Origin of the sequence: Agrobacterium genomosp. 2 str. CFBP 5494, assembly GCF_900013495.1 — a bacterium.
Taxonomy (GTDB): domain Bacteria; phylum Pseudomonadota; class Alphaproteobacteria; order Rhizobiales; family Rhizobiaceae; genus Agrobacterium; species Agrobacterium pusense.
The window spans coordinates 252,550-271,367 of record NZ_LT009719.1; the positions used below are offsets into that span (position 1 = coordinate 252,550).

At 59.6% G+C, this 18,818-nt stretch carries 17 protein-coding genes and 1 pseudogene; 5 read left to right on the forward strand and 13 right to left on the reverse strand.

The features are described from left to right. Positions 1 to 53 precede the first annotated feature (53 nt). From AGR2A_RS16075 to AGR2A_RS16085, 3 genes are all read right to left on the reverse strand, one after another. Positions 54 to 1,592: an ABC transporter substrate-binding protein gene (locus tag AGR2A_RS16075; RefSeq protein ID WP_286079595.1), complete on the reverse strand. Its 1,539-nt coding sequence runs from the start codon at positions 1,590 to 1,592 to the stop codon at positions 54 to 56. Between the two features lie 124 nt (positions 1,593 to 1,716). Then, positions 1,717 to 2,697 (reverse strand): mannonate dehydratase, encoded by a 981-nt coding sequence (locus AGR2A_RS16080; protein WP_004444768.1) that lies wholly within the window; start codon positions 2,695 to 2,697, stop codon positions 1,717 to 1,719. Between the two features lie 67 nt (positions 2,698 to 2,764). Beyond that, a complete protein-coding gene (locus AGR2A_RS16085; RefSeq protein ID WP_080823164.1) occupies positions 2,765 to 3,478 on the reverse strand; it encodes a FadR/GntR family transcriptional regulator in 714 nt (237 codons plus the stop codon). 206 nt (positions 3,479 to 3,684) lie between these two features. Between AGR2A_RS16085 and AGR2A_RS16090 the strand changes: the two genes are divergently transcribed. Genes AGR2A_RS16090 through AGR2A_RS16105 form a run of 4 tightly spaced genes read left to right on the forward strand, consistent with a single transcriptional unit; the run spans position 3,685 to position 7,175 of the window. Next, a complete protein-coding gene (locus AGR2A_RS16090; protein ID WP_080823165.1) occupies positions 3,685 to 4,713 on the forward strand; it encodes an ABC transporter permease in 1,029 nt (342 codons plus the stop codon). Continuing rightward, complete coding sequence (locus AGR2A_RS16095; protein WP_080823166.1) at positions 4,710 to 5,609, forward strand: ABC transporter permease; 900 nt, start codon at positions 4,710 to 4,712, stop codon at positions 5,607 to 5,609. The genes AGR2A_RS16090 and AGR2A_RS16095 overlap by 4 nt, the downstream gene beginning before the upstream one ends. Beyond that, positions 5,596 to 6,441 (forward strand): ABC transporter ATP-binding protein, encoded by an 846-nt coding sequence (locus AGR2A_RS16100; RefSeq protein WP_080823167.1) that lies wholly within the window; start codon positions 5,596 to 5,598, stop codon positions 6,439 to 6,441. The genes AGR2A_RS16095 and AGR2A_RS16100 overlap by 14 nt, the downstream gene beginning before the upstream one ends. Continuing rightward, positions 6,438 to 7,175 carry an ABC transporter ATP-binding protein gene (locus AGR2A_RS16105; protein WP_080823168.1) on the forward strand — a complete coding sequence of 246 codons (738 nt, stop codon included), beginning with the start codon at positions 6,438 to 6,440 and terminating at the stop codon, positions 7,173 to 7,175. Before AGR2A_RS16100 ends, AGR2A_RS16105 begins: the two co-directional genes overlap by 4 nt. Positions 7,176 to 7,235: 60 nt before the next feature. Here the strand turns inward: AGR2A_RS16105 and AGR2A_RS16110 are convergent, their stop codons facing one another. The 7 genes from AGR2A_RS16110 to AGR2A_RS16140 form a co-directional block, all read right to left on the reverse strand. Beyond that, on the reverse strand, positions 7,236 to 8,288 hold the full coding sequence (locus AGR2A_RS16110) for an ABC transporter ATP-binding protein (RefSeq protein ID WP_080823169.1): 1,053 nt from the start codon (positions 8,286 to 8,288) through the stop codon (positions 7,236 to 7,238). Positions 8,289 to 8,305: 17 nt separating this feature from the next. Then, positions 8,306 to 9,148 (reverse strand): carbohydrate ABC transporter permease, encoded by an 843-nt coding sequence (locus AGR2A_RS16115; protein WP_006697331.1) that lies wholly within the window; start codon positions 9,146 to 9,148, stop codon positions 8,306 to 8,308. Continuing rightward, positions 9,138 to 10,070 (reverse strand): carbohydrate ABC transporter permease, encoded by a 933-nt coding sequence (locus tag AGR2A_RS16120; RefSeq protein ID WP_080823170.1) that lies wholly within the window; start codon positions 10,068 to 10,070, stop codon positions 9,138 to 9,140. The genes AGR2A_RS16115 and AGR2A_RS16120 overlap by 11 nt, the downstream gene beginning before the upstream one ends. Positions 10,071 to 10,080: 10 nt before the next feature. Further along, positions 10,081 to 11,352, reverse strand: coding sequence for an ABC transporter substrate-binding protein (locus AGR2A_RS16125; RefSeq protein ID WP_080823171.1), 1,272 nt, complete (start codon positions 11,350 to 11,352; stop codon positions 10,081 to 10,083). 49 nt (positions 11,353 to 11,401) lie between these two features. Continuing rightward, on the reverse strand, positions 11,402 to 13,003 hold the full coding sequence (locus tag AGR2A_RS16130; RefSeq protein ID WP_080823172.1) for an FAD-dependent oxidoreductase: 1,602 nt from the start codon (positions 13,001 to 13,003) through the stop codon (positions 11,402 to 11,404). A 5-nt stretch (positions 13,004 to 13,008) separates the two neighbouring features. Then, the gene (locus AGR2A_RS16135) at positions 13,009 to 14,079 is read right to left on the reverse strand and encodes a LacI family DNA-binding transcriptional regulator (RefSeq protein ID WP_080823173.1); all 1,071 of its coding nucleotides are present in this window, start codon (positions 14,077 to 14,079) and stop codon (positions 13,009 to 13,011) included. 199 nt (positions 14,080 to 14,278) lie between these two features. Beyond that, a complete protein-coding gene (locus AGR2A_RS16140; RefSeq protein WP_080823174.1) occupies positions 14,279 to 15,016 on the reverse strand; it encodes a prolyl oligopeptidase family serine peptidase in 738 nt (245 codons plus the stop codon). 412 nt (positions 15,017 to 15,428) lie between these two features. Here AGR2A_RS16140 and AGR2A_RS16145 point away from each other — a divergent pair, with 412 nt between their 5' ends. Next, positions 15,429 to 17,495 carry an ATP-dependent helicase gene (locus tag AGR2A_RS16145; RefSeq protein ID WP_080823175.1) on the forward strand — a complete coding sequence of 689 codons (2,067 nt, stop codon included), beginning with the start codon at positions 15,429 to 15,431 and terminating at the stop codon, positions 17,493 to 17,495. Positions 17,496 to 17,532: 37 nt separating this feature from the next. Here the strand turns inward: AGR2A_RS16145 and AGR2A_RS16150 are convergent. The 3 genes and pseudogenes from AGR2A_RS16150 to tnpA form a co-directional block, all read right to left on the reverse strand. Then, a pseudogene (locus tag AGR2A_RS16150) lies at positions 17,533 to 18,006 on the reverse strand (IS66 family transposase zinc-finger binding domain-containing protein); the annotation flags it as partial. A 69-nt stretch (positions 18,007 to 18,075) separates the two neighbouring features. Continuing rightward, positions 18,076 to 18,429, reverse strand: coding sequence for an IS66 family insertion sequence element accessory protein TnpB (gene tnpB, locus AGR2A_RS16155; RefSeq protein WP_080823176.1), 354 nt, complete (start codon positions 18,427 to 18,429; stop codon positions 18,076 to 18,078). Continuing rightward, positions 18,426 to 18,818 (reverse strand): IS66-like element accessory protein TnpA (gene tnpA / locus AGR2A_RS16160; RefSeq protein WP_353615850.1); only part of this gene is annotated, 393 nt, incomplete at its 5' end. The genes tnpB and tnpA, both read right to left, overlap by 4 nt.

The window sequence follows — 18,818 nt, forward strand, 5'->3', positions numbered from 1 at the left end:
AAAAACGGGCGGTAAAACCGCCCGTCACCTGTTTCGCAAATTATGCTTTGCCGTCAGTCCTTCGTGACCTTTTCAAGCCGGGTCGTCTGGCTGGGGTGGCCCACATAATCCTTGACGCGTGCATTCAGCACGATCGGCTCGAATCTCTCGAACATCGGCAGCACCGCCGGCTTCTGCGCGACGAACATTTCCTGCATCTGGGTGTAGATTTCCCCGCGCTTCTTGGCATCAGGCTCGAGCGACGCCTTTGCCGTGAGCGCGGTCAGTTCCGGAATATGCCAGGCCGAGCGCCAGACGAAATTGCCGGCGTTGTTGGCGGCAAGCGAGTTGTCCGGGTTGCTGGAGAACTGTTCCATCGAGCCCAGAACATTCGGCATGTAGGCTCCGGTCTGCGGAATGAGCAGATCAAAATCCCGCGCGCGGTGCGCGGCAATCACGTCCGAGCCGTTACCCTGCTGGATATTGACCTTGATACCAATCTGGCTGAGCGTGGCCTGGATCGCAGTGGCGAGGTCGATGCGCGGCGTCTGCGCGATCGTCTTCAGATTGAGCGTGAAACCGTTCTCGTAGCCGGCCTCCTTGAGGAGCGCTTTTCCCTTCTCCACGTCGAGCTTCCAATCCGGGCTCGGAATGGCATATTCGAAATTCTCTGGTACCGGCACCGTGCGCGCCCGCCCGTAGGGACCCATGATGGTTTTTTCCATGCCCTTGTAGTCGATGCCGTAGGCGATCGCTTCGCGGACCTTGGGGTTGGACAGGGGCTCCTTGCCGGCATTCATGGACAGGACGTAAAAACCGCCCGTCGGCACACGCTGGATCTGGAAACCGTCCTTGTTGTTGAAGGTCGCGAGATCCGCAGCCGTCAGCGCGCTGGCGATGTCGATATCGCCGCGCTCCAGCATCAGGCGCTCAACCTGGCTTTCCGGCACATGCCGCACGATGACGCGGCGCATTTTGGGGCTACCGGCCACATAGTCCTTATTCGCCTCCAGAATGATGATCTCATTCGGCGACCAGCGGTTGAGGGTGAACGGGCCGGAGCCGGCCGAATTCGTTCTCAGCCATGCATTCCCCCAGTCATCATTGACCTCGTGGGACTTCAGTTCCTTGCTGTCGACCACGCTGGCAATGACCATGGCGAGGCGATAGAGCAGCAATTCCGAAGTCGTTTCACCCGAAAGATCGACGCGAACCGTTTTTTCATCCGGAGCACTTACCAGCTTGTCGATATTGTCGGCATTGTAGCCCACGCGCTTGAGGTTAGCTGCGGCCGCCTGGTTCATCTTCAGAAGGCGGCTGAGCGAATAAACCACATCGGCCGAGGTCACCGGGTTACCGGAGGCGAAATTCGCCTCGCGAAGATGAAAGGTGATGCCTTTCTCATCCGTTTCCCAGCGCTCGGCGAGCTGTGGCGAAACCTTGCCGGAACCGTCCACCGAGATCAGGCGATCATAAAGATTGGCCATGATTTCGTTGGCTTTTGCCTCGGTGGCCTGATGGGCGTCGAGTGACAGCACCTGGGCCAGCGACGTGCCGATAACCAGCTGGTCGTTGGGGGTTTTGGCCGCGACGGGCGATCCCTGCACGAGCATAGCGCCAAGAACGGTGGTGAATGCGAGACGGATCAATGTTTTTTTCATACCTGCTCCTCCTACAGATCGGTAATTGATGTTCGGGAAAAGCCGCGACGCAGCGGGGCGTCGCGGGCCAAAGCGGTCAAAGATGTTTGTTATCAAGTGCTTCGATCAAGGCTGCGATGTAGCCGTAGCAGAACGCGAAAGCGACGCCGACGGGATCGCGTCCGGCAATCGTCGGCACATGGTCCGGCATGATCATGTAGCGATAACCGAGTTCGTGATAGAGTTTCAGCGAGCGCACCATGTCCATGTCCCCCTCATCGGGGAAAGTCTCCATGAAGGACAATTTCCCGCCGCTGATGTTGCGGAAGTGGACGTTGAAAATCTTGTCGCGGCTGCCGAACCAGCGGATGATGTCGTCGATCTCCTCGCGCGGATCATCAAGCATCTCGCCGATTGACCCCTGGCAGAAATTCAGGCCGTGATAGGGGCTCTCGCGCATCTGCACGAACTTCTTCAGCCCATCGACTGTGCCGAGCACACGGGTGACGCCCCTGTAGCCTGGCGGTGTATAGGGATCATGGGGGTGGCAGGCGAGACGCACCCTGTTGCTTTCAGCAACCGGCACGACGCGCTCGAGGAAGTAGTCGATGCGTTCCCAGTTCTCGTCTTCTGACAGAACGCCGGCGAGGCCCGGTGCGGCATCATGGTCAGCCTTGTCCCAGCGCCATGCCTCGTTGAGCGAACCGCCACGGCCGCGCTCCATCTCCGTGCGCGGAATGCCAATGAGGTTGAGATTGTATTTCGCGGCAGGAATTCCGGCCCTCGCGATATTTTCGATCATCGCGCAGACGGCATCGATCTGCCGGTCGCGGTCCGGGCCGGCAAGCAGGATATCGGGATATGACGCCTGCTCGATGGGCCGGGACGGCAACGGCAGTTGCACCATATCGAGGACAAGGCCAAAGCTTTCGACCTTGTCACGGTGGCGCTCGAAATCCTCGAAAGTCCAGCTCGCGGGTGCTCCGGGCGGATCCGCGCTGATGTTTTTGACGCCGAGCTGCGCCCAGACCTTGTAATCCTCGTCATCGCGCGCAGCAACCTGGGTGCCGACATACATCGATTCTCTCCTCTCTCCATACAAGTCATCATATGACATCGCATGAAATAAGATGAGTGTCGAGATGCTATTGCGCCTCCGAGAGCAGCCTGTATCGCCGCTGGCTAGCCAGCATGTGTTCACGCATGGCTTTTCGGGCCGCATCGGGATCCTGCTCGACGATGGCGCGCAGGATTGCCTCGTGCTCGGCCTGGACTTTGCGAAGATAATTCGCGTCGCCGGTTTCAGGCAGCGTTGGGAACTGCCCACGCGGTATCGAGCGTGAACCGAACTGGCGCAATGCCTCCAGATAGAAGCGGTTATTGGTTGCGGTCGCGATGGCCGAATGGAATTCGTAATCCGCATCGACGGTCGATTCGCCAGCGCCGATGGCACGGGCCATTTTCCGGTGCGCCGCCGAGATTGCCGCTTCCTGCTGGGCCGTCCGGCGATAGGCTGCGATCGCCGCCGCCTCCCCTTCCGTTGCCAGGCGGAACTCCAGCATTTCCAGCGTCTCGGCAATGGTTCCAACATCAGACTGCGTCAGTTTCACGCCGGCCCATTCACTGTCGCTACTGACAAAAACCCCCTTACCCTGGATAGGCACGACGTAACCGGCAGAACGCAAATCGGCAATCGCTTCGCGGACCACCGTCCGGCTCACGCCATAAGCGCGTTCCAATTGCGGCTCCGTGGGAAGCTGGTCGCCATTTTTCAGTTTTCCACTGCGAATTTCTGCGCTGAGATTATCGATGATCTGTTGCGCCCGCCTCTCCCGCGGCCTCGCTTTGTCGCCAATCATGCCAGTCTTCCCTCTTGCAGAATACGAATCCCTTCGTTACTCATATGATGACGTGGCGGCACGTCATATGTTTTCATGTTAACTCAGGGAGGGGTTGGGATGAAGTACCATCAAGAGTTTTTACAAAAGAGAATTGCGCGTCTGCGGCGAGCAGCGGGCAAAGGGCCGGCCCCTGACGGATTTCTCTCAAGGAAGCGCGGCCAGCAATGACGGAGATTTCACTGCGCGGGCTTGGGCATCGTTTTCTGCAACTGATCGTCAGCCTCTTCATCCTGCTCTGCATCACCTTCATCATAGGCCGTGTGATGCCGACCGATCCGGTCGGAGCAATCGTCGGCGAGCTTGCCGATCCAAAGGCCTATGAGGCCATGAGGGCGCGGCTTGGCCTTGATCTGCCACTTTATCAGCAGTTCTTCATTTACTTGCGTGGTCTGCTGCATGGGGATTTCGGTATCGCGATCCTGACAGGCAATCCCGTGACGCGCGATCTGGCGCAGGCCTTCCCCGCAACCTTCGAACTCGCGACGCTGGCGATCATCATCTCGACGATCATCGGCGTTCCCCTCGGTCTTGCAGCAGCCCTGTTTCGCGATACGTTCATCGACAAGTTCGCGCGCGTCTTTGCGCTGGTTGGACATTCGATACCTGTCTTCTGGTTCGGCATTGTCGGGCTCGTCATTTTTTATGCCAGTCTCAATCTTGTCGGAGGGCCCGGCCGGGTGGACGTGTTCTACGAGGGTCTTGTGGAACCCAGAACCGGCCTGATGCTGGTCGACAGCCTGCTTGCGGGCGAGACGGAAATCTTCTGGAACGCGCTCGGACACATCATCCTGCCGGCCGTAATCCTTGCCTATATGGCCATGGCCTATATCACCCGCATGACGAGGGCCTTCACCCTCGAACAGCTGAGCCAGGACTATGTTATCGCGGCGCGGGCCAAAGGTGTCAGCCCCGCACGCACCATAACCCGCCATGTACTGCCCAATATCGCCGTGCAGCTCATCACCGTTCTGGCAATTTCCTACGGCAATCTGCTGGAAGGCGCCGTGGTGACCGAGATCGTCTTTTCCTGGCCGGGCATCGGCCAATATATGACCAATGCGCTGCTCATCGGCGACATGAATGCAATCCTCGCCGCCACGATCGTCATCGGCGTCATATTCATGTTGCTCAACTTCCTCGCCGATCTGGCCTACACCACGCTTGATCCCCGTACACGGGAGGCCGCACGATGACCGATATCGCGCAAAACAATACCGTCGATCGCCCCGGCGTCCTGTCGCGACTGTCGACCACAACCGTGCGGACACTTAGGAAGCTCGCAGACGAGCCACTTGGGATGTTCGGCTTCGCCATTCTGGCGGTTCTGGTTCTGGTCACCATTTTCGCTCCGCTCATTGCGGCTTACGATCCTGCCCGTCAGGCGCTCGAAAACGCGCTTCAGCCGCCAAGCTGGGCGCATCTGGCCGGAACCGACGAATTTGGCCGCGATATTTTCAGCCGGCTCGTCTACGGCACCCGCATCACCATCCAGACCGTCCTGTCGGTCTCGGTCATCGTTGGTCCGATCGGCCTTGCGATTGGTGTCATGGCGGGTTTCTTCGGCGGGCGCACCGATGCCATCTTAATGCGCGCGACCGATATCGTCCTCTCCTTCCCCTCGCTCGTGCTCGCACTTGCCTTTGCGGCAGCGATGGGAGCCGGTCTCGGAACAGCGATCATCGCGATCTCGCTGACGGCGTGGCCACCGATTGCGCGTCTCGCCCGCGCGGAAGCACTGGTGGTGCGAAACACCGATTATGTGGCCGCCGCCCGCCTCTGCGGTGCCTCGCCGCTGCGCATCCTGTTTCTCTATATCGCGCCGATGTGCATTCCCTCGGTCATCGTTCGCCTCACGCTGAACATGGCGGGCATCATCCTGACGGCTGCTTCGCTCGGCTTTCTCGGCCTTGGGGCGCAGCCGCCGCTGCCTGAATGGGGTGCGATGATCTCCAGCGGCCGCAAATTCATGCTCGATTACTGGTGGGTCGCCGTCATGCCCGGCATTGCCATCCTCCTGACGAGCCTTGCCTTCAACATCGCCGGCGATACGCTGCGCGACCTTCTGGATCCGCGTCATGCCCGTTCCTGACAGCACTCCCATACTCTCGGTACGCGACCTCAATGTCCGTTTTGGGCGCAATGCCATTTCCGCCGTTTCCAACGTCAATTTCGACGTCGGCCGCGAAAGGGTCGGTATCGTCGGTGAGTCCGGTTCCGGCAAATCCACCACCGGCCGGGCCGCCATGCGCCTTTTGCCAAAGAGCGCGACGGTGACGGCGGAGAAAATGGATTTTCTCGGCAAACCGCTGCTCACAAAAACCGAACGGCAGATGGGCGCGATCCGCGGCAGCGAGATGGCGCTGATCATGCAGGACCCGCGTTATTCGCTGAACCCGGTGCTGCCCATCGGCAAACAGGTGGCGGAAGCCGCCGAACTGCATCTGGCGCTTACCGGCCAGGGGGCAAGGGCTGCCGCGCGCGACATGCTGCTGCGCGTACGTATCAACGATCCCGACCGCGTCATGGCGCTTTATCCACACCAGATATCGGGTGGCATGGGGCAGCGGGTGATGATCGCCATGATGCTGCTCGCCAAGCCGAAGCTTGTCATCGCCGACGAACCGACCGCGGCCCTCGATGTCAGCGTGCGCAAGGATGTACTTCTGCTTCTGGACGAGATGGTGCGCGAGAACAATTCCGGCCTTATCCTCATCAGCCACGACATCCGCATGGTGGCGGCGTTCTGCGAACGCGTGCTGGTCATGTATGGCGGGCGCGTCGTGGAAACGCTGACGAAGCTTGAAGATGCGCGGCATCCCTATACGCGCGGCCTGATCGCGGCCATGCCCGATCCCCGCAATCCGGTCAGGCGCCTCAAGGTGTTGGATCGTCAGGCAATCGATGCGGAGGTGATGCGATGATCACGGTAGACAAGCTCGACGTCGTCTACGGCGCCAAGGAAAAACGTAACCACGTCGTACGCGGCGTCAGCCTTACGGTCAACAAAGGCGAAACCCTCGGAATCGTCGGCGAAAGCGGCTGCGGCAAATCGACCTTGCTGCGCTCGCTGGCAGGTCTGGAGGGTGGCTGGACCGGCTCGATAAGCTTTAATGGAAAACCGGTCGGCAAGACCCGCAGCCGCGACGAACTGAACCTGGCCCAGATGGTGTTTCAGGATCCCTACGGTTCGCTGCATCCTCGCCACCGCATCGGTCGGGCTCTGGCCGAGCCCATCCGCGCCATGGGGCTTGGCGACGGCTGGTCGAAGGTTCCCGCCGCCCTGCAACAGGTTGGCCTGCCTGCGCATTTTGCCGAGCGGTTCCCGCATGAACTTTCCGGCGGTCAGCGACAGCGCGTGGCAATCGCCCGCGCGCTGATCCTCGAACCACCTATCCTGCTGCTCGACGAGCCGACCTCTGCGCTCGACGTTTCCATTCAGGCCGAAATCCTCAACCTTCTTGCCGACCAGCGCGAAGAACGCGATCTGACCTTTGTTCTCGTCAGCCATGATCTGGCTGTCATCGCCCATATGTGCGACCGCGTGCTGGTGATGCAGAACGGCGTTTTTGTGGATGAGCTGACCAAGGCCGACCTTGAAGCAGGCGTTACCCATGCCGCCTATTCAGGCGAGCTGTTCGAAAGCAGCTTTCTTTGAGATGATCGGTCGCGGAGTTGGCAATGCCGCGGCCGGACCTGTCTGGACGCGCGCCGGGGCTCAGTTCAGCCGATTGCCGTTCTCGTCCGAAAACAGATGAATGCCGTCCAAAGACGGGGATATCCTTATCTCCTCGCCGACCGCCTGGCCTATGCGTTCGCGAAAAACGCCGAGCACCCGCGAACCACCCAGTGTCATGGTGACCTGCGTTTCCGATCCCAGCGGTTCGACGAGCAGGATCTCGGCCGGTACGCCGGAGGGATCAAGGGCGAGGTGCTCGGGCCGGATGCCATAAGTCGCCCCTTTTCCCGCAAGAGCGGCGGCAGCGGCCGGCAATGGCAAGACCACACCGCCGGTTTCAAAACCGGCTTGCGATATCACGCCGGGCAGAAAATTCATGGAAGGTGAGCCTATGAAGCCGGCAACGAACTGGTTTGCCGGACGGTCGTAAAGTTCGAGCGGCGTGCCGACCTGCTCGACACGGCCGGCGTTCAGCACGACGACCCTGTCAGCCATCGTCATCGCCTCCACCTGGTCATGCGTCACATAGATCGTGGTGGTCCTGAGTTTCTGATGCAAGGCCTTGATCTCGCCACGCATCACGACGCGCAGTTTGGCATCAAGGTTTGAGAGGGGCTCGTCGAACAGGAACACCTGCGGATTGCGAACGATTGCGCGACCCATTGCAACACGCTGGCGCTGACCGCCTGAGAGCTGGCGGGGATAACGGTCGAGCAATGCGGTGAGACCAAGGATCTCCGCCGCCCAGTTCACCTTCTCGGCGATTTCCTGTTTGCTTGAGCCGCGATGTTCCAGCGAAAAGCCCATATTGGTTGCGACCGTCATATGCGGATAAAGAGCGTATGACTGGAACACCATGGCGATGTCGCGGTCCTTGGGATCGAGATCGTTGACGATCCGCTCGCCGATCTTGAGTTCGCCACCCGTGATCGTTTCGAGACCGGCGACCATCCGCAGCAGGGTCGACTTGCCGCAGCCGGAGGGTCCGACGAGGACGACAAATTCGCCATCCCTGATATCGAGATCGACGCCGTGAATGGTTTTTACCGCGCCATAGCTTTTGCGGATGTCGGACAGAATTACGTTAGCCATCGATTAAATCCGGTTCTTCAGCCCTTGAGGCCGGTATGGGCGAGGCCTTCGACGAACTGCTTCTGGGCAATCACGAAGACGATGAGCACGGGCAGCGCCGTCAGCGTCGCTGCGGCAAGCTGGATATTCCACATCGGTCCGCCATAGGCGTCGGTATACTGGGTCAGCGCCTGTGGCAGCGTGAACATCTCTGCGCTGGAGAGAAAGACGATGGGCTCAAGGAACAGGTTCCAGGAGTGCAGGAAGGTAAAGATCGCAACCGAGGCCAGCGCCGGTTTTGCCAGCGGCAGCGCGATCTTGCGGAATATCTTGAAGCGCCCGAGACCATCGACGCGCGCCGCCTCTTCAAGCTCGGCGGGCAGCGTCACGAAGAACTGCCGCATGACGAAAGTGGCAAAAACACTGGGCGCACCGAAGATCGGCACCAGAATGAGCGGCCAGTGTGTGTTGACCATGCCCGCCTTCAGAAACATCTGAAACAGCGGCACGATCGTGACTTCCGACGGAATGAGCAGGCCAAGCAGCACGACCATGAAAATGAGATTTGCGCCCGGAAACCGGATCCGCGCAAAAGCATAGCCTGCCATGGACGATATGATCATCGTTCCTGCCGTCACGACAGCTGCGATATAGGCGGAATTCCAGTATTGCCGCACGAAAGGCTGCAACTCGAAGACCTTGGAATAGCTCGTCCAGTCCTGGTTTTGCGGGAAGAATTGCGGCGGGAAGGCGAAGATATCGCTGATCGGCTTGATCGATGACGTCACCATCCACCATGTCGGAAAGACGAACGGGATCAGGAGCACGCACAACACCCCGTAAAGAGCGACCTGCATGCGGGGGGAAAGGTCAGCTTTCATAAAAGACGATCCTCTTGCGCATCTGCCACTGGGCGAAGGTCAGTACGGCGACGATCACAAACAGCAGGATGGACAGCGTCGAGCCGTAGCCAAAGAAATGAAACTGGAAGGCCTGCTGATAGAGGTAATAGACCAGCACCGTGGTCGAGAGACCCGGCCCCCCCTGGGTCAGAACTGCGATCTGCGCAAAAACCTGCAGCGAGCCAACAATCGTAATGATCGAGGTTAACAGGATCGTCGGGCTGATCAGCGGCAGGGTAATGCGACGAAACTGCTTGAAGGCGGGCGCGCCATCGATGCGGGCGGCTTCGTAAAGTTCTTTCGGCACACCCTGAAGTGCTGCCAGAAACAGGATCATGTTAAGCCCGACATTCTTGAAGACCTGGACGACGATGACTGAAATCATCGCGGTCGTTTCCTCGCGCAGCCAGTTGGGGCCTTCGATGCCGACCATCAGCAACATGCCGTTGATGCCGCCATTTTTCTGCAACAGGAACCCCCAGACGATCGTCCAGGCAACCAGCGAAACGACAACCGGCGAGAAGAACAGCGTCCTGAATATCGCAATGCCAGCCAGTTTCTGGTTCAGCAATACGGCCAGAAGCAACGCCAGTGACAGGTTGAACACGACGAGCCCGGCCGAAAAAATCGCCGTCGCGCCAAGGACGTCGCGAAGATTGCTGTCCTCGACCAACATCCGGTAGTTCTGCGCACCCGTATAGGTGAAGGTGTTGGCGAGCACATTCCATTCATGCAGCGAATACCAGAACACCAGCCCGAGCGGGATCAGAACGAAGATGACGATGCCGATCAGCTGCGGGGCGATGAACAGGAATCCCGCAAGGCTGTCGCGCCGCGCGATGGTCCAGAACGCCGGGGCCGGACGATCCTGAGTACGGGCAATATCCTGCGCGACAGCCATGGTTTTCTCCTCAGCGCTTCAAGAGCGGCCCGATCTGGCCGCAGATTTTTTGAAGCGCACCGGCCACATCGGCCTGCGGCCGCCAGACGGCGTCGAGGTTCGAACGCACGATCTGCTGGATCTGGGCAAAACCGGTATGGCCGGGCATGACCTTGCCGGTCGCGATGCCGGAGATGACAACCTTTTCGATCTGCTCCTCGCTGAGGAGCGGGTTCGTCTTTTTCAGCACCTGCGCATTCAGCAAAGACTTGCGCGCTGAAGGGAAGAACTGGCTGAGTTTGGCGGAATTTTCCGGATTGGTCATGTAAGCCACGAATTGCGCCGCGGTCTCGGCATTCTTGCCTGATTGCATGACGCCGATACCCGCCTGGCCGATCAGCGCATAATCGCCGGCAGGGCCCTTCGGAAGAGGCACGAGGTCCCAGCCAAATGGCTTGTCCTTCGGCAGAAGCGAGGCGCGGCTGATCTGCGTAATCGTCATCGCCCCATTGCCAGCGAAGAAATCGACCGTCTCGCCGGGGCCCGGAATGGCCTTCTTGTCGAAGATGGCGTCGTGGATGAACGAAATGGCATCCGCCATCGGCTTTTCCGCCATGGTGCAGGTGGCGCCGTCAGCACTCCAGGGTGAAGCCCCCCAGCCATTCCAGACGGAAGTGAGATATTGCCAGTTCTGGTAATTGAAATCGCGGACGACAAGCCCGCCCTTTCCGGTCTTGGCGACAGCCGACGCGGTTGCGATGGCGTTGTCCCACGTCCATTCGCCGGCAGCGATCATGTCGGCAGGGGTTTTGGCACCGGCAGCCTTGATAAGGTCGTTGTTGACGAAGACGGCGAAGGGCGAGGTCGAAAACGGATAGGCGTAAAGCGTACCGTCCTGCGACCAGCGTTCCGTGGCGCCGGCACCCACCTCTTCAAGATTATATCCCGGCGCAGCCTTCAGTGTGTCCGTCAGCGGGTAGAGCGCCCCGGACTTGACGAAATCATAAGCCGACGTCTCGAAAATCCAGGCCATGTCAGGTGCGTTGCCGCCCGCGATCTGTGTGGTGAGTGCAGTCGTGTAGGTATCAAAAGGCAGCGACTCATAAGCCACGCTGACATTTGGATGATCCTTCTTGAAACCGGCTGCGATCTCGTTGAAGAGCTTGAGATGCGCCTCGTTGGCGCTCCAGATCGTCATGCGCAGATTAACCGCATCCTGCGCAACCGCTCCGCCCGCAAGCGCAAGCGAGCCGACCAGGGCAAGCGCACAGGCCATGGATTTCAGTTTAAAATGATTGTTCATTCCCGGTCCTCCTCCAAAGATGGGTTCGATGAGACGGCAAACCGCCGTCCTAATAGGCCGCGATATCAGGCCAGCGTATTTCGATGCCCTCACGGGTCAGCTGCGTCTGGAAGGCTTCCAGGCGGTCATCGTCTTCCTGCACCTGATGCGGCGTGACGCCATTTTCCAGGCAGTGCGCCGCAAGCATCCCGGCCACTTCGCCGATGTTCCATTCGACCGGATGCAGGCGGTAGCAACCATTGGTAATATGCGTCGTGCCGATGTTCTTGCCGGCCGGGATGAGATTTTTCACCCGCTGCGGGATCAGCGCACCGAGCGGAATTTCAAACGGACAGGATGGCACGTCGATGTAGTTGTCGCCGCCGGTGGATGGATGCAGGTCGATGCGGTACATGCCGATACCGATGCTGTCGCGATAGCGGACCGCGCCCCTTTCACCGCGAACCGTGTAGGAAAGATCCTGCTCAACGATGCGCGTCACCGGCTTGATACGGCGGCTCTCGCGAATGTAGGGCGCCATGGCGAGCCCATGGTCGGTACCGGTGATATCGCCACGCAGCCGAAGCCCGCGGAACCCCTGCCCGCCATCAAGACGCGGCGCTTCCGTCTGCAGCCAGTAAAAGACCGAATAAGAAAGATCTGCCGCCGCCTTCAGGTGGCGCGCCTTTTCTCCCTCGGTCACATCGATGATCGTGCCATCCATGTAATCGATCATCGGCCAATTCACGAGGCAGATATCCGACTGATAGAAGCCGGGCGCAAAGTTTTTCCGCGCCGCGATGCGCCGAAAGATCCAAAGATTCTCATCACCGCCGCCCTTGCGCTGGTCGGCATCGACCAGCAGCGGATTATCATCAGGATTTGGCGTGAAGGAGCGGGTGGTATGCTCCAGCGTGCGCGGATGGGGCGCGGTGAAGCCGAGGAGCGGACCACCCCAGAAATGCGGCTGGTAAGAGCGCCAATAGTCGTAGTTCTCAGGCTTGTCGATCGTCTGGTCGCCATCGACATGGTCAATGGCAAAGCAGATTGAGACAGCCTGCACATTGTCCGGTTGAGCGTGCTCCGGCGCGCTCGGTTCTTCCGTGTCCGACTGCGCCTCAAAACCCTTGGCATATTCCGTGCCGGTCATCGGCAGCAGATCGCCAAGTTCGGTGGCGTCGAGTACGTAATCGGCGGATATGACGATTTCAGCGCCGCCGTCGCGATGGCGGAGGGTCACGGAGCGAACCAAGTCGCCGTCCACATCGGCCCCGACGGGACGCCAGGGCTTGAGTATCGTCAGGCGACCTGCGCCAATATAGGGCACCAGCATGCTTTCCATGACCGCGAGGCTGACACGCGGCTCGGCGCAGATGCGGCTCACCCATCCGCCGCCCGGATTAAGGTCGCCCCAAGCGCGCGCGCCTTCCGTCAGCGGATAATGGTCTCGATAATATTGCCGCACACCGTTGCGCAGCGCCCGGTAGGACCGGGTGATGCCGAACTGTTCAACCCATGTATGCTCGTCCGAGGGAACGGCCTGACTGGTCAATTGGCCGCCGATCCAGTCGTATTCTTCGGTCATGATCACGCGTTTGCCCGCTCGTGCGGCCGCCAGTGCCGCCGCTACGCCGCCAAGGCCGCCACCGACCACGAGAATATCTGCTTTCATGTCTTTCACGACGTCACATCCGTTTTGTTGACTGAGGACTTGTTTGCCGAGCCGGTCGGGGCCGGCCCCAACGTCTCTCCCTTGACGGGTTCACATTTGAGAAGGATCTGCCCACCGGCGCTGCCGGTCTCGATGCGGTTGACCAGCATGGCGGTTGCCTGCCGCCCCATCTCCTCGCGCGGAATTTCATAGGAGGTGAAGCGCACGGGGCTGCGAGCGGCCCTGATATGGCTGCCAAGCACGATCATCGAAAATGCGTCGGGTACGACAAGTCCCCTCGCCCGCGCCAGCGCCTCGACGCGCACGGCATCGGCCAATTCTATGAAGAAGGCGACTGTGGCCCCGCTCTCAATGATGGCATCAAGTATTTTCTCGGCCGGGCGGTTGACCGCCTTGATATGCAGGGCAATCGTGGCCGCATCTGCGAGCGCCGCGCTGAAACCTTGCCAGCGATCGGCAATCGATTCTGCCGGACCCTGAGGGCCGATATAGGCGAGCCTGGTGTGTCCCAGCGCGATGGCGTCTTCGACAAGCTGACGCGTTCCCGCGGCGTAGTCACCGCCGACATAGGGAACCGGCCCACCGGCATCTTCACGCCGGCCGATCGCGACGAAGGGATAGTCTTCCGAAACCAGCCGGGCGAGTTCCTTGCGATCGAACTCGCGGCCGAGAACCAGACAGCCGTCCGCAATCCGAAGCCTGTTGCCTTCCGAGAAAATCTTGCGGTTATCGCCGACACCGGCGCTCGTCAGCAGCAGAAGATCATAAGCCTGCTGCTGTGCCTCTTCTTCGATGCCCAGCAGGAAGGGCGTGAAGAAGTCAGCCTGAGCGCTCGGAAAAGCTGGTTCATAGGTGAAAACGCCGAGGATCCGGTTCAGCCCCTTGGCCATGCGCCGCGCAATCGGATCGGCAACATAACCGGTCTGGCGAATGACGGCCTGCACCCTTTCCCGGGTTTCGTCCGGGATGCGCGCGACCGCTGCCGGCGCGCCGTTCAGAACAAGAGACACCGTTGCCTGGCTGACGCCGGCAAGCTTGGCAATATCGTTCTGCGTGAGACGTCTGTGACTGGACACGCCATGCCCTCCTCCAGCATTCGCTCCCTGCTAATACGCATTAACAGCTAATGCGTATTAGCACCATCTCCACGTAGGGAGTCAAGCGATAAAGTGCGTTCGCTGACGAAGGTCGCAGATTATCGAAAGCCTGCGCTGCAATGGCAAAACGCGGCAGAAACGGCAATGGCAGCTGTAAAAAGCAGCGGTCGGCCCGTATTTACGGATTCGAGGATGCTTTTTCGCCCGCAAGCTTCTGCTCAAGCAACCAAGTCCACATCGCCTCTTCGTTCAGCACCTTTCCCTCGACCGCCTGATGGTCCGTGTCCTCAAGCACGGTGAGCCGGACATTGCGCTTCAGCTCCTTAAGACGTTGCACAAGCACCACCGTATCGGACAGCGGGATAACCTCGTCATTTGCACCATGAAAGGCCCAGAAAGCCGCCTTCTCGTTTGTTCGATTGAGGTAGTGCCGAATGCCGCCGCCGGCAATCGGAATCACTGCGGCGAAAGTTTGAGGAAACTGCTCTGCCATGGACCATGCGCCGAACCCTCCCCGGCTATAGCCGATCAGATAGATCCGTTCCCGGTCGACCCGATGGTTGGCCACCACCGCCTCAAGAACGCTTGCAACACGCTCGATCGGGTAAAGTAGTTCCTCACTCGGATTTTGCGGTGAAAACACCAGGAAGGGAAACTCACGTCCGTCCTCAATCATTTTCGGTAAGCCGCTCGACCGTAGCTTTTCGACGTCGCTACCGCCCTGATCGCCGCCATGCAGCCAGACGACAAGGGGATAGGTCTTGTTTGAGCCCGCGTAATCCTTGGGCGTATAAAGCAGGTAGTTGAGGTCAGAAGCGATGGTGACATCGGATTTCATCGCTTTCTGTTCGGCCTGTGCAAATGTCGAGGCAGTGATTGCAGCCAGAGCGATCAGGCAGAATTTAAGTCGTCTCATGATTTTTTCCTCCCAGTGAATAAGGCTCTTCCGTGGTAATGACCGTTAAACCCGATCGGGTTCAACGCTCCCGGAAAAAGCAGAAAAAGCGCCTCGGAACACATGAAATATCTCATCATTTCAAACCAATGAGACAACTGCCTCATCCGATTTCCGGCGATGCGACGACAGCATATCCGCTTCCGCTCCTGAGGCAACATTCGAGGAAGAGACTGCAGAAATCGAGCTGTCAGGTGATGGCTCCAACCGGACTTGCGCAGCAAGGCTTTTGCGTTCAGCATTTGTTCTGGCTTGCTGTTTGAGTCTTTGCTAATCATTGCGGCACGAAGGCGACATGGCGGCGCAGGCTCAGTCGCCCGCCGTTTTCGGGCAGGCAACTTCGCCTGGGGCAAATATCGAGGATTAATGCAGGATGGCGGTTGCCTATCTGGAAAAACTGAACGAGCAGCAGCGCAAGGCTGTGGAACATGGTGTTGGACTGGTGGATGGACATGTCGCCGGTCCGCTTCTGATCATCGCCGGCGCCGGCTCGGGAAAGACCAATACGCTGGCTCACCGTGTTGCGCATCTGATCGTGAATGGCGCCGATCCCCGCCGCATCCTGCTGATGACGTTCTCAAGGCGCGCAGCCTCCGAGATGGCGCGCCGTGTCGAACGGATATGCAAGCAGGTCCTAGGGGCAAATTCGGCAATCATGACAGATGCATTGGCGTGGTCCGGCACGTTTCACGGCATTGGTGCACGGCTGTTGCGCATCTACGCTGAGCAGATCGGCCTCAACATCGATTTCACCATCCACGACCGCGAAGACAGCGCCGACCTGATGAATCTTTCCCGGCACGAGCTGGGTTTCTCCAAAACCGAAAGCCGCTTTCCGACAAAGGGCACCTGTCTTGCGATCTATTCGCGCGTCGTGAATTCCCAGACACCACTCAAGGACATCTTGCGCCAGCACTATCCATGGGTTGCCAACTGGGAAAGCGAACTCAGGGAATTGTTCGCTGCCTATGTCGAGGCCAAACAGATCCAGAACGTGCTCGATTACGACGATCTTCTGCTCTACTGGGCCCAGATGGTCAGCGACCCCGTTCTGGCTGACGATATAGGCAACCGCTTCGACCATGTGATGGTGGATGAATATCAAGATACCAACCGGTTGCAGGCATCGGTGCTGATGGCGCTGAAGCCCGGTGGCCGCGGGTTGACCGTGGTGGGTGACGATGCGCAGTCGATTTATTCTTTCCGTGCGGCGACGGTTCGCAACATCCTCGATTTTCCGGCTTCCTTCAGCCCGGCGGCCGATATCATCACGCTGGACCGCAACTATCGCTCGACGCAGCCGATCCTTGCTGCCGCCAACGGGGTCATCGATCTCGCGCGCGAGCGCTTCACCAAGAACCTCTGGACCGAGCGGGTGTCGCTCGAGCGCCCAAGGCTCGTAACGGTGAAGGATGAAACCGAGCAGGCGAACTTCATCATCGACCAGATCCTCGCCAATCGCGAAACCGGCATGACTTTGAAACAGCACGCCGTGCTGTTCCGCACCTCCAGCCATAGCGGCCCGCTCGAGGTGGAACTGACCCGCCGCAACATCCCCTTCGTCAAATTCGGCGGCCTGAAATTCCTGGACAGCGCCCATGTGAAAGACATGCTGGCCGTGCTGCGTTTCGCACAGAACCCGCGCGACCGCGTCGCCGGTTTCCGGCTGCTGCAGATGCTGCCAGGCATCGGACCGAAGAAGGCTGGCAACATTCTCGATGCGATTGCGACAGACCCCGAGCCGCTGCTTGCCCTCGCCGAAATTCCGTCGCCGCCGAAGACCGGCGATGACTGGGCAGCCTTTACACAAATGCTTGTGGGCCTGCGGCAGGCGCCGAATGACTGGCCCGGCCAGATCGGGCAGGCTCGGATGTGGTATGAGCCGCATCTGGAACGCATCCACGAAGATGCGGACACCCGCAAGGCCGATCTGCTGCAGCTAGAGCAGATCGCTGGAGGCTACCCATCGCGCGAGCGCTTTCTGACTGAACTGACGCTCGATCCGCCGGACGCCACCAGCGATCAGGCCGGCGTGCCGCTGCTTGACGAGGATTATCTCAGCCTCTCGACCATCCATTCCGCCAAAGGCCAAGAGTGGCGCGCCGTCTTCATCCTCAATGTGGTCGACGGCTGCATCCCCTCCGACCTCGGCGTCGGCACCACCCAGGAACTGGAGGAGGAACGCCGGCTGCTCTACGTCGCCATGACGCGCGCCAAGGACAGCCTGTCGCTGATCACGCCCCAACGCTTCTTCACTGGTGGGCAGAGTCAGCAGGGTGACCGGCATGTTTACGCCGCCAGAACCCGCTTCATCCCGGCGACGCTGTTGCAATTTTTCGAAACGATGACCTGGCCACTGGTATCGGCTGCCGCTTCCGAACGCAGCGCGCAGCAGATCCGCATCGATGTGGGTGCGCGAATGCGGGCGATGTGGAAGTAGTCAGTGACGAAAGTCCTAGGTTGCCCCGTTGAAGTAAGACGATCACGCGGAACTGCGCCGGGATGATGTCCAGTCGCTCTGAGACATCCTCGCCAATGCAATGCAGGCAACCGCCGCAGCCGCAGATCAGGCTTTCTGGCTCAATCACCTCTTCGACACGCGGAAGATGTTTTGGAAGGGAGCCGCGATTGATCGCCCGTGGCTTGGTGGCCCTGTTGCCAGCAGGAGCGTCCGCCTCGTCCTCGGCATGGATCGCGGCCATCGCCGTCTCCAGGTCCTCCAGCGCCAGGTCGAATTGCTCGGGATCGGTCTTCTCAGATTTGCGTCCGAAGGCTGCCTGCTTGAAGGCCGCGACGAGCTTCTCAAGCCGTTCGATCCGCTCATCCTTGCGGGCGATATGCTCGTCCTTACTTGCTATCGCGACGTCCTTGGCCGTCTCGCGTGCCTGGGCTGCGATCAGCATCGCCTTCAGCGCAGCAACATCATCGGGAAGATCAGCGGTGTCCAGCATGACTGGAACTTACCAAATTCTGTGCCGATTTACCCTCGGAATCTATTGTGCTGAGTCATCGTGTCGCAGCTATTCGATAGCGACCGGCGCTCTCGTTTCGACCGCCCGAACCCGCCGCCAATCAAGGCCCGCAAACAGGGCTTCGAACTGGGCGTGGGTCAGCGTCATCAGTCCATCCTTGATGCCCGGCCAGGTAAAGCTGTGCTCTTCAAGCCGTTTGTAGGCCATGACGATACCGGTGCCATCCCAGTAGATCAGCTTCAGCCGATCCGCCTTGCGGGACCGGAACACGAAGACCGCTCCTGTGAACGGGTCCTTGTGCAGTTCGTTCTTCACCAGTGCCGCCAATCCGTCATGCCCCTTGCGGAAGTCTACGGGTTTGGTCGCCACCATGATCCGCACGCGGTTCGAGGGGAAGATCATGTCGCTGCCGCCAGGGCCCGAGCGATGGCAGCGATCCTGGCAGCAGACGCACCCTCCTCAAGACGGATTGTGACCGGGCCGACAACAATCTCGGCGCGCGTGGCGGTCTTGACACTCAGCGGCTCCGGCGGGGGTGTCTCAACGACCATGGCCGCGAATTCGACGGCGTCTTCCGGCTCAGGCAAAACCAGCTTGCCATCTCGTGCCAGCGTTCGCCAGGTCGACAGGTGATTGGCCTTCAGCCCATGGCGGGCCGCGACCTCATTCACCGTCACACCCGGCCGCAAACTTTCCGACACGATCCGTGCCTTGACCTCATCCGGCCATTGGCGGTGAGCATCACGTCGGCTCCGCCGCGTCGTGAGAACCTCCAACGTAGTCTCCATGGA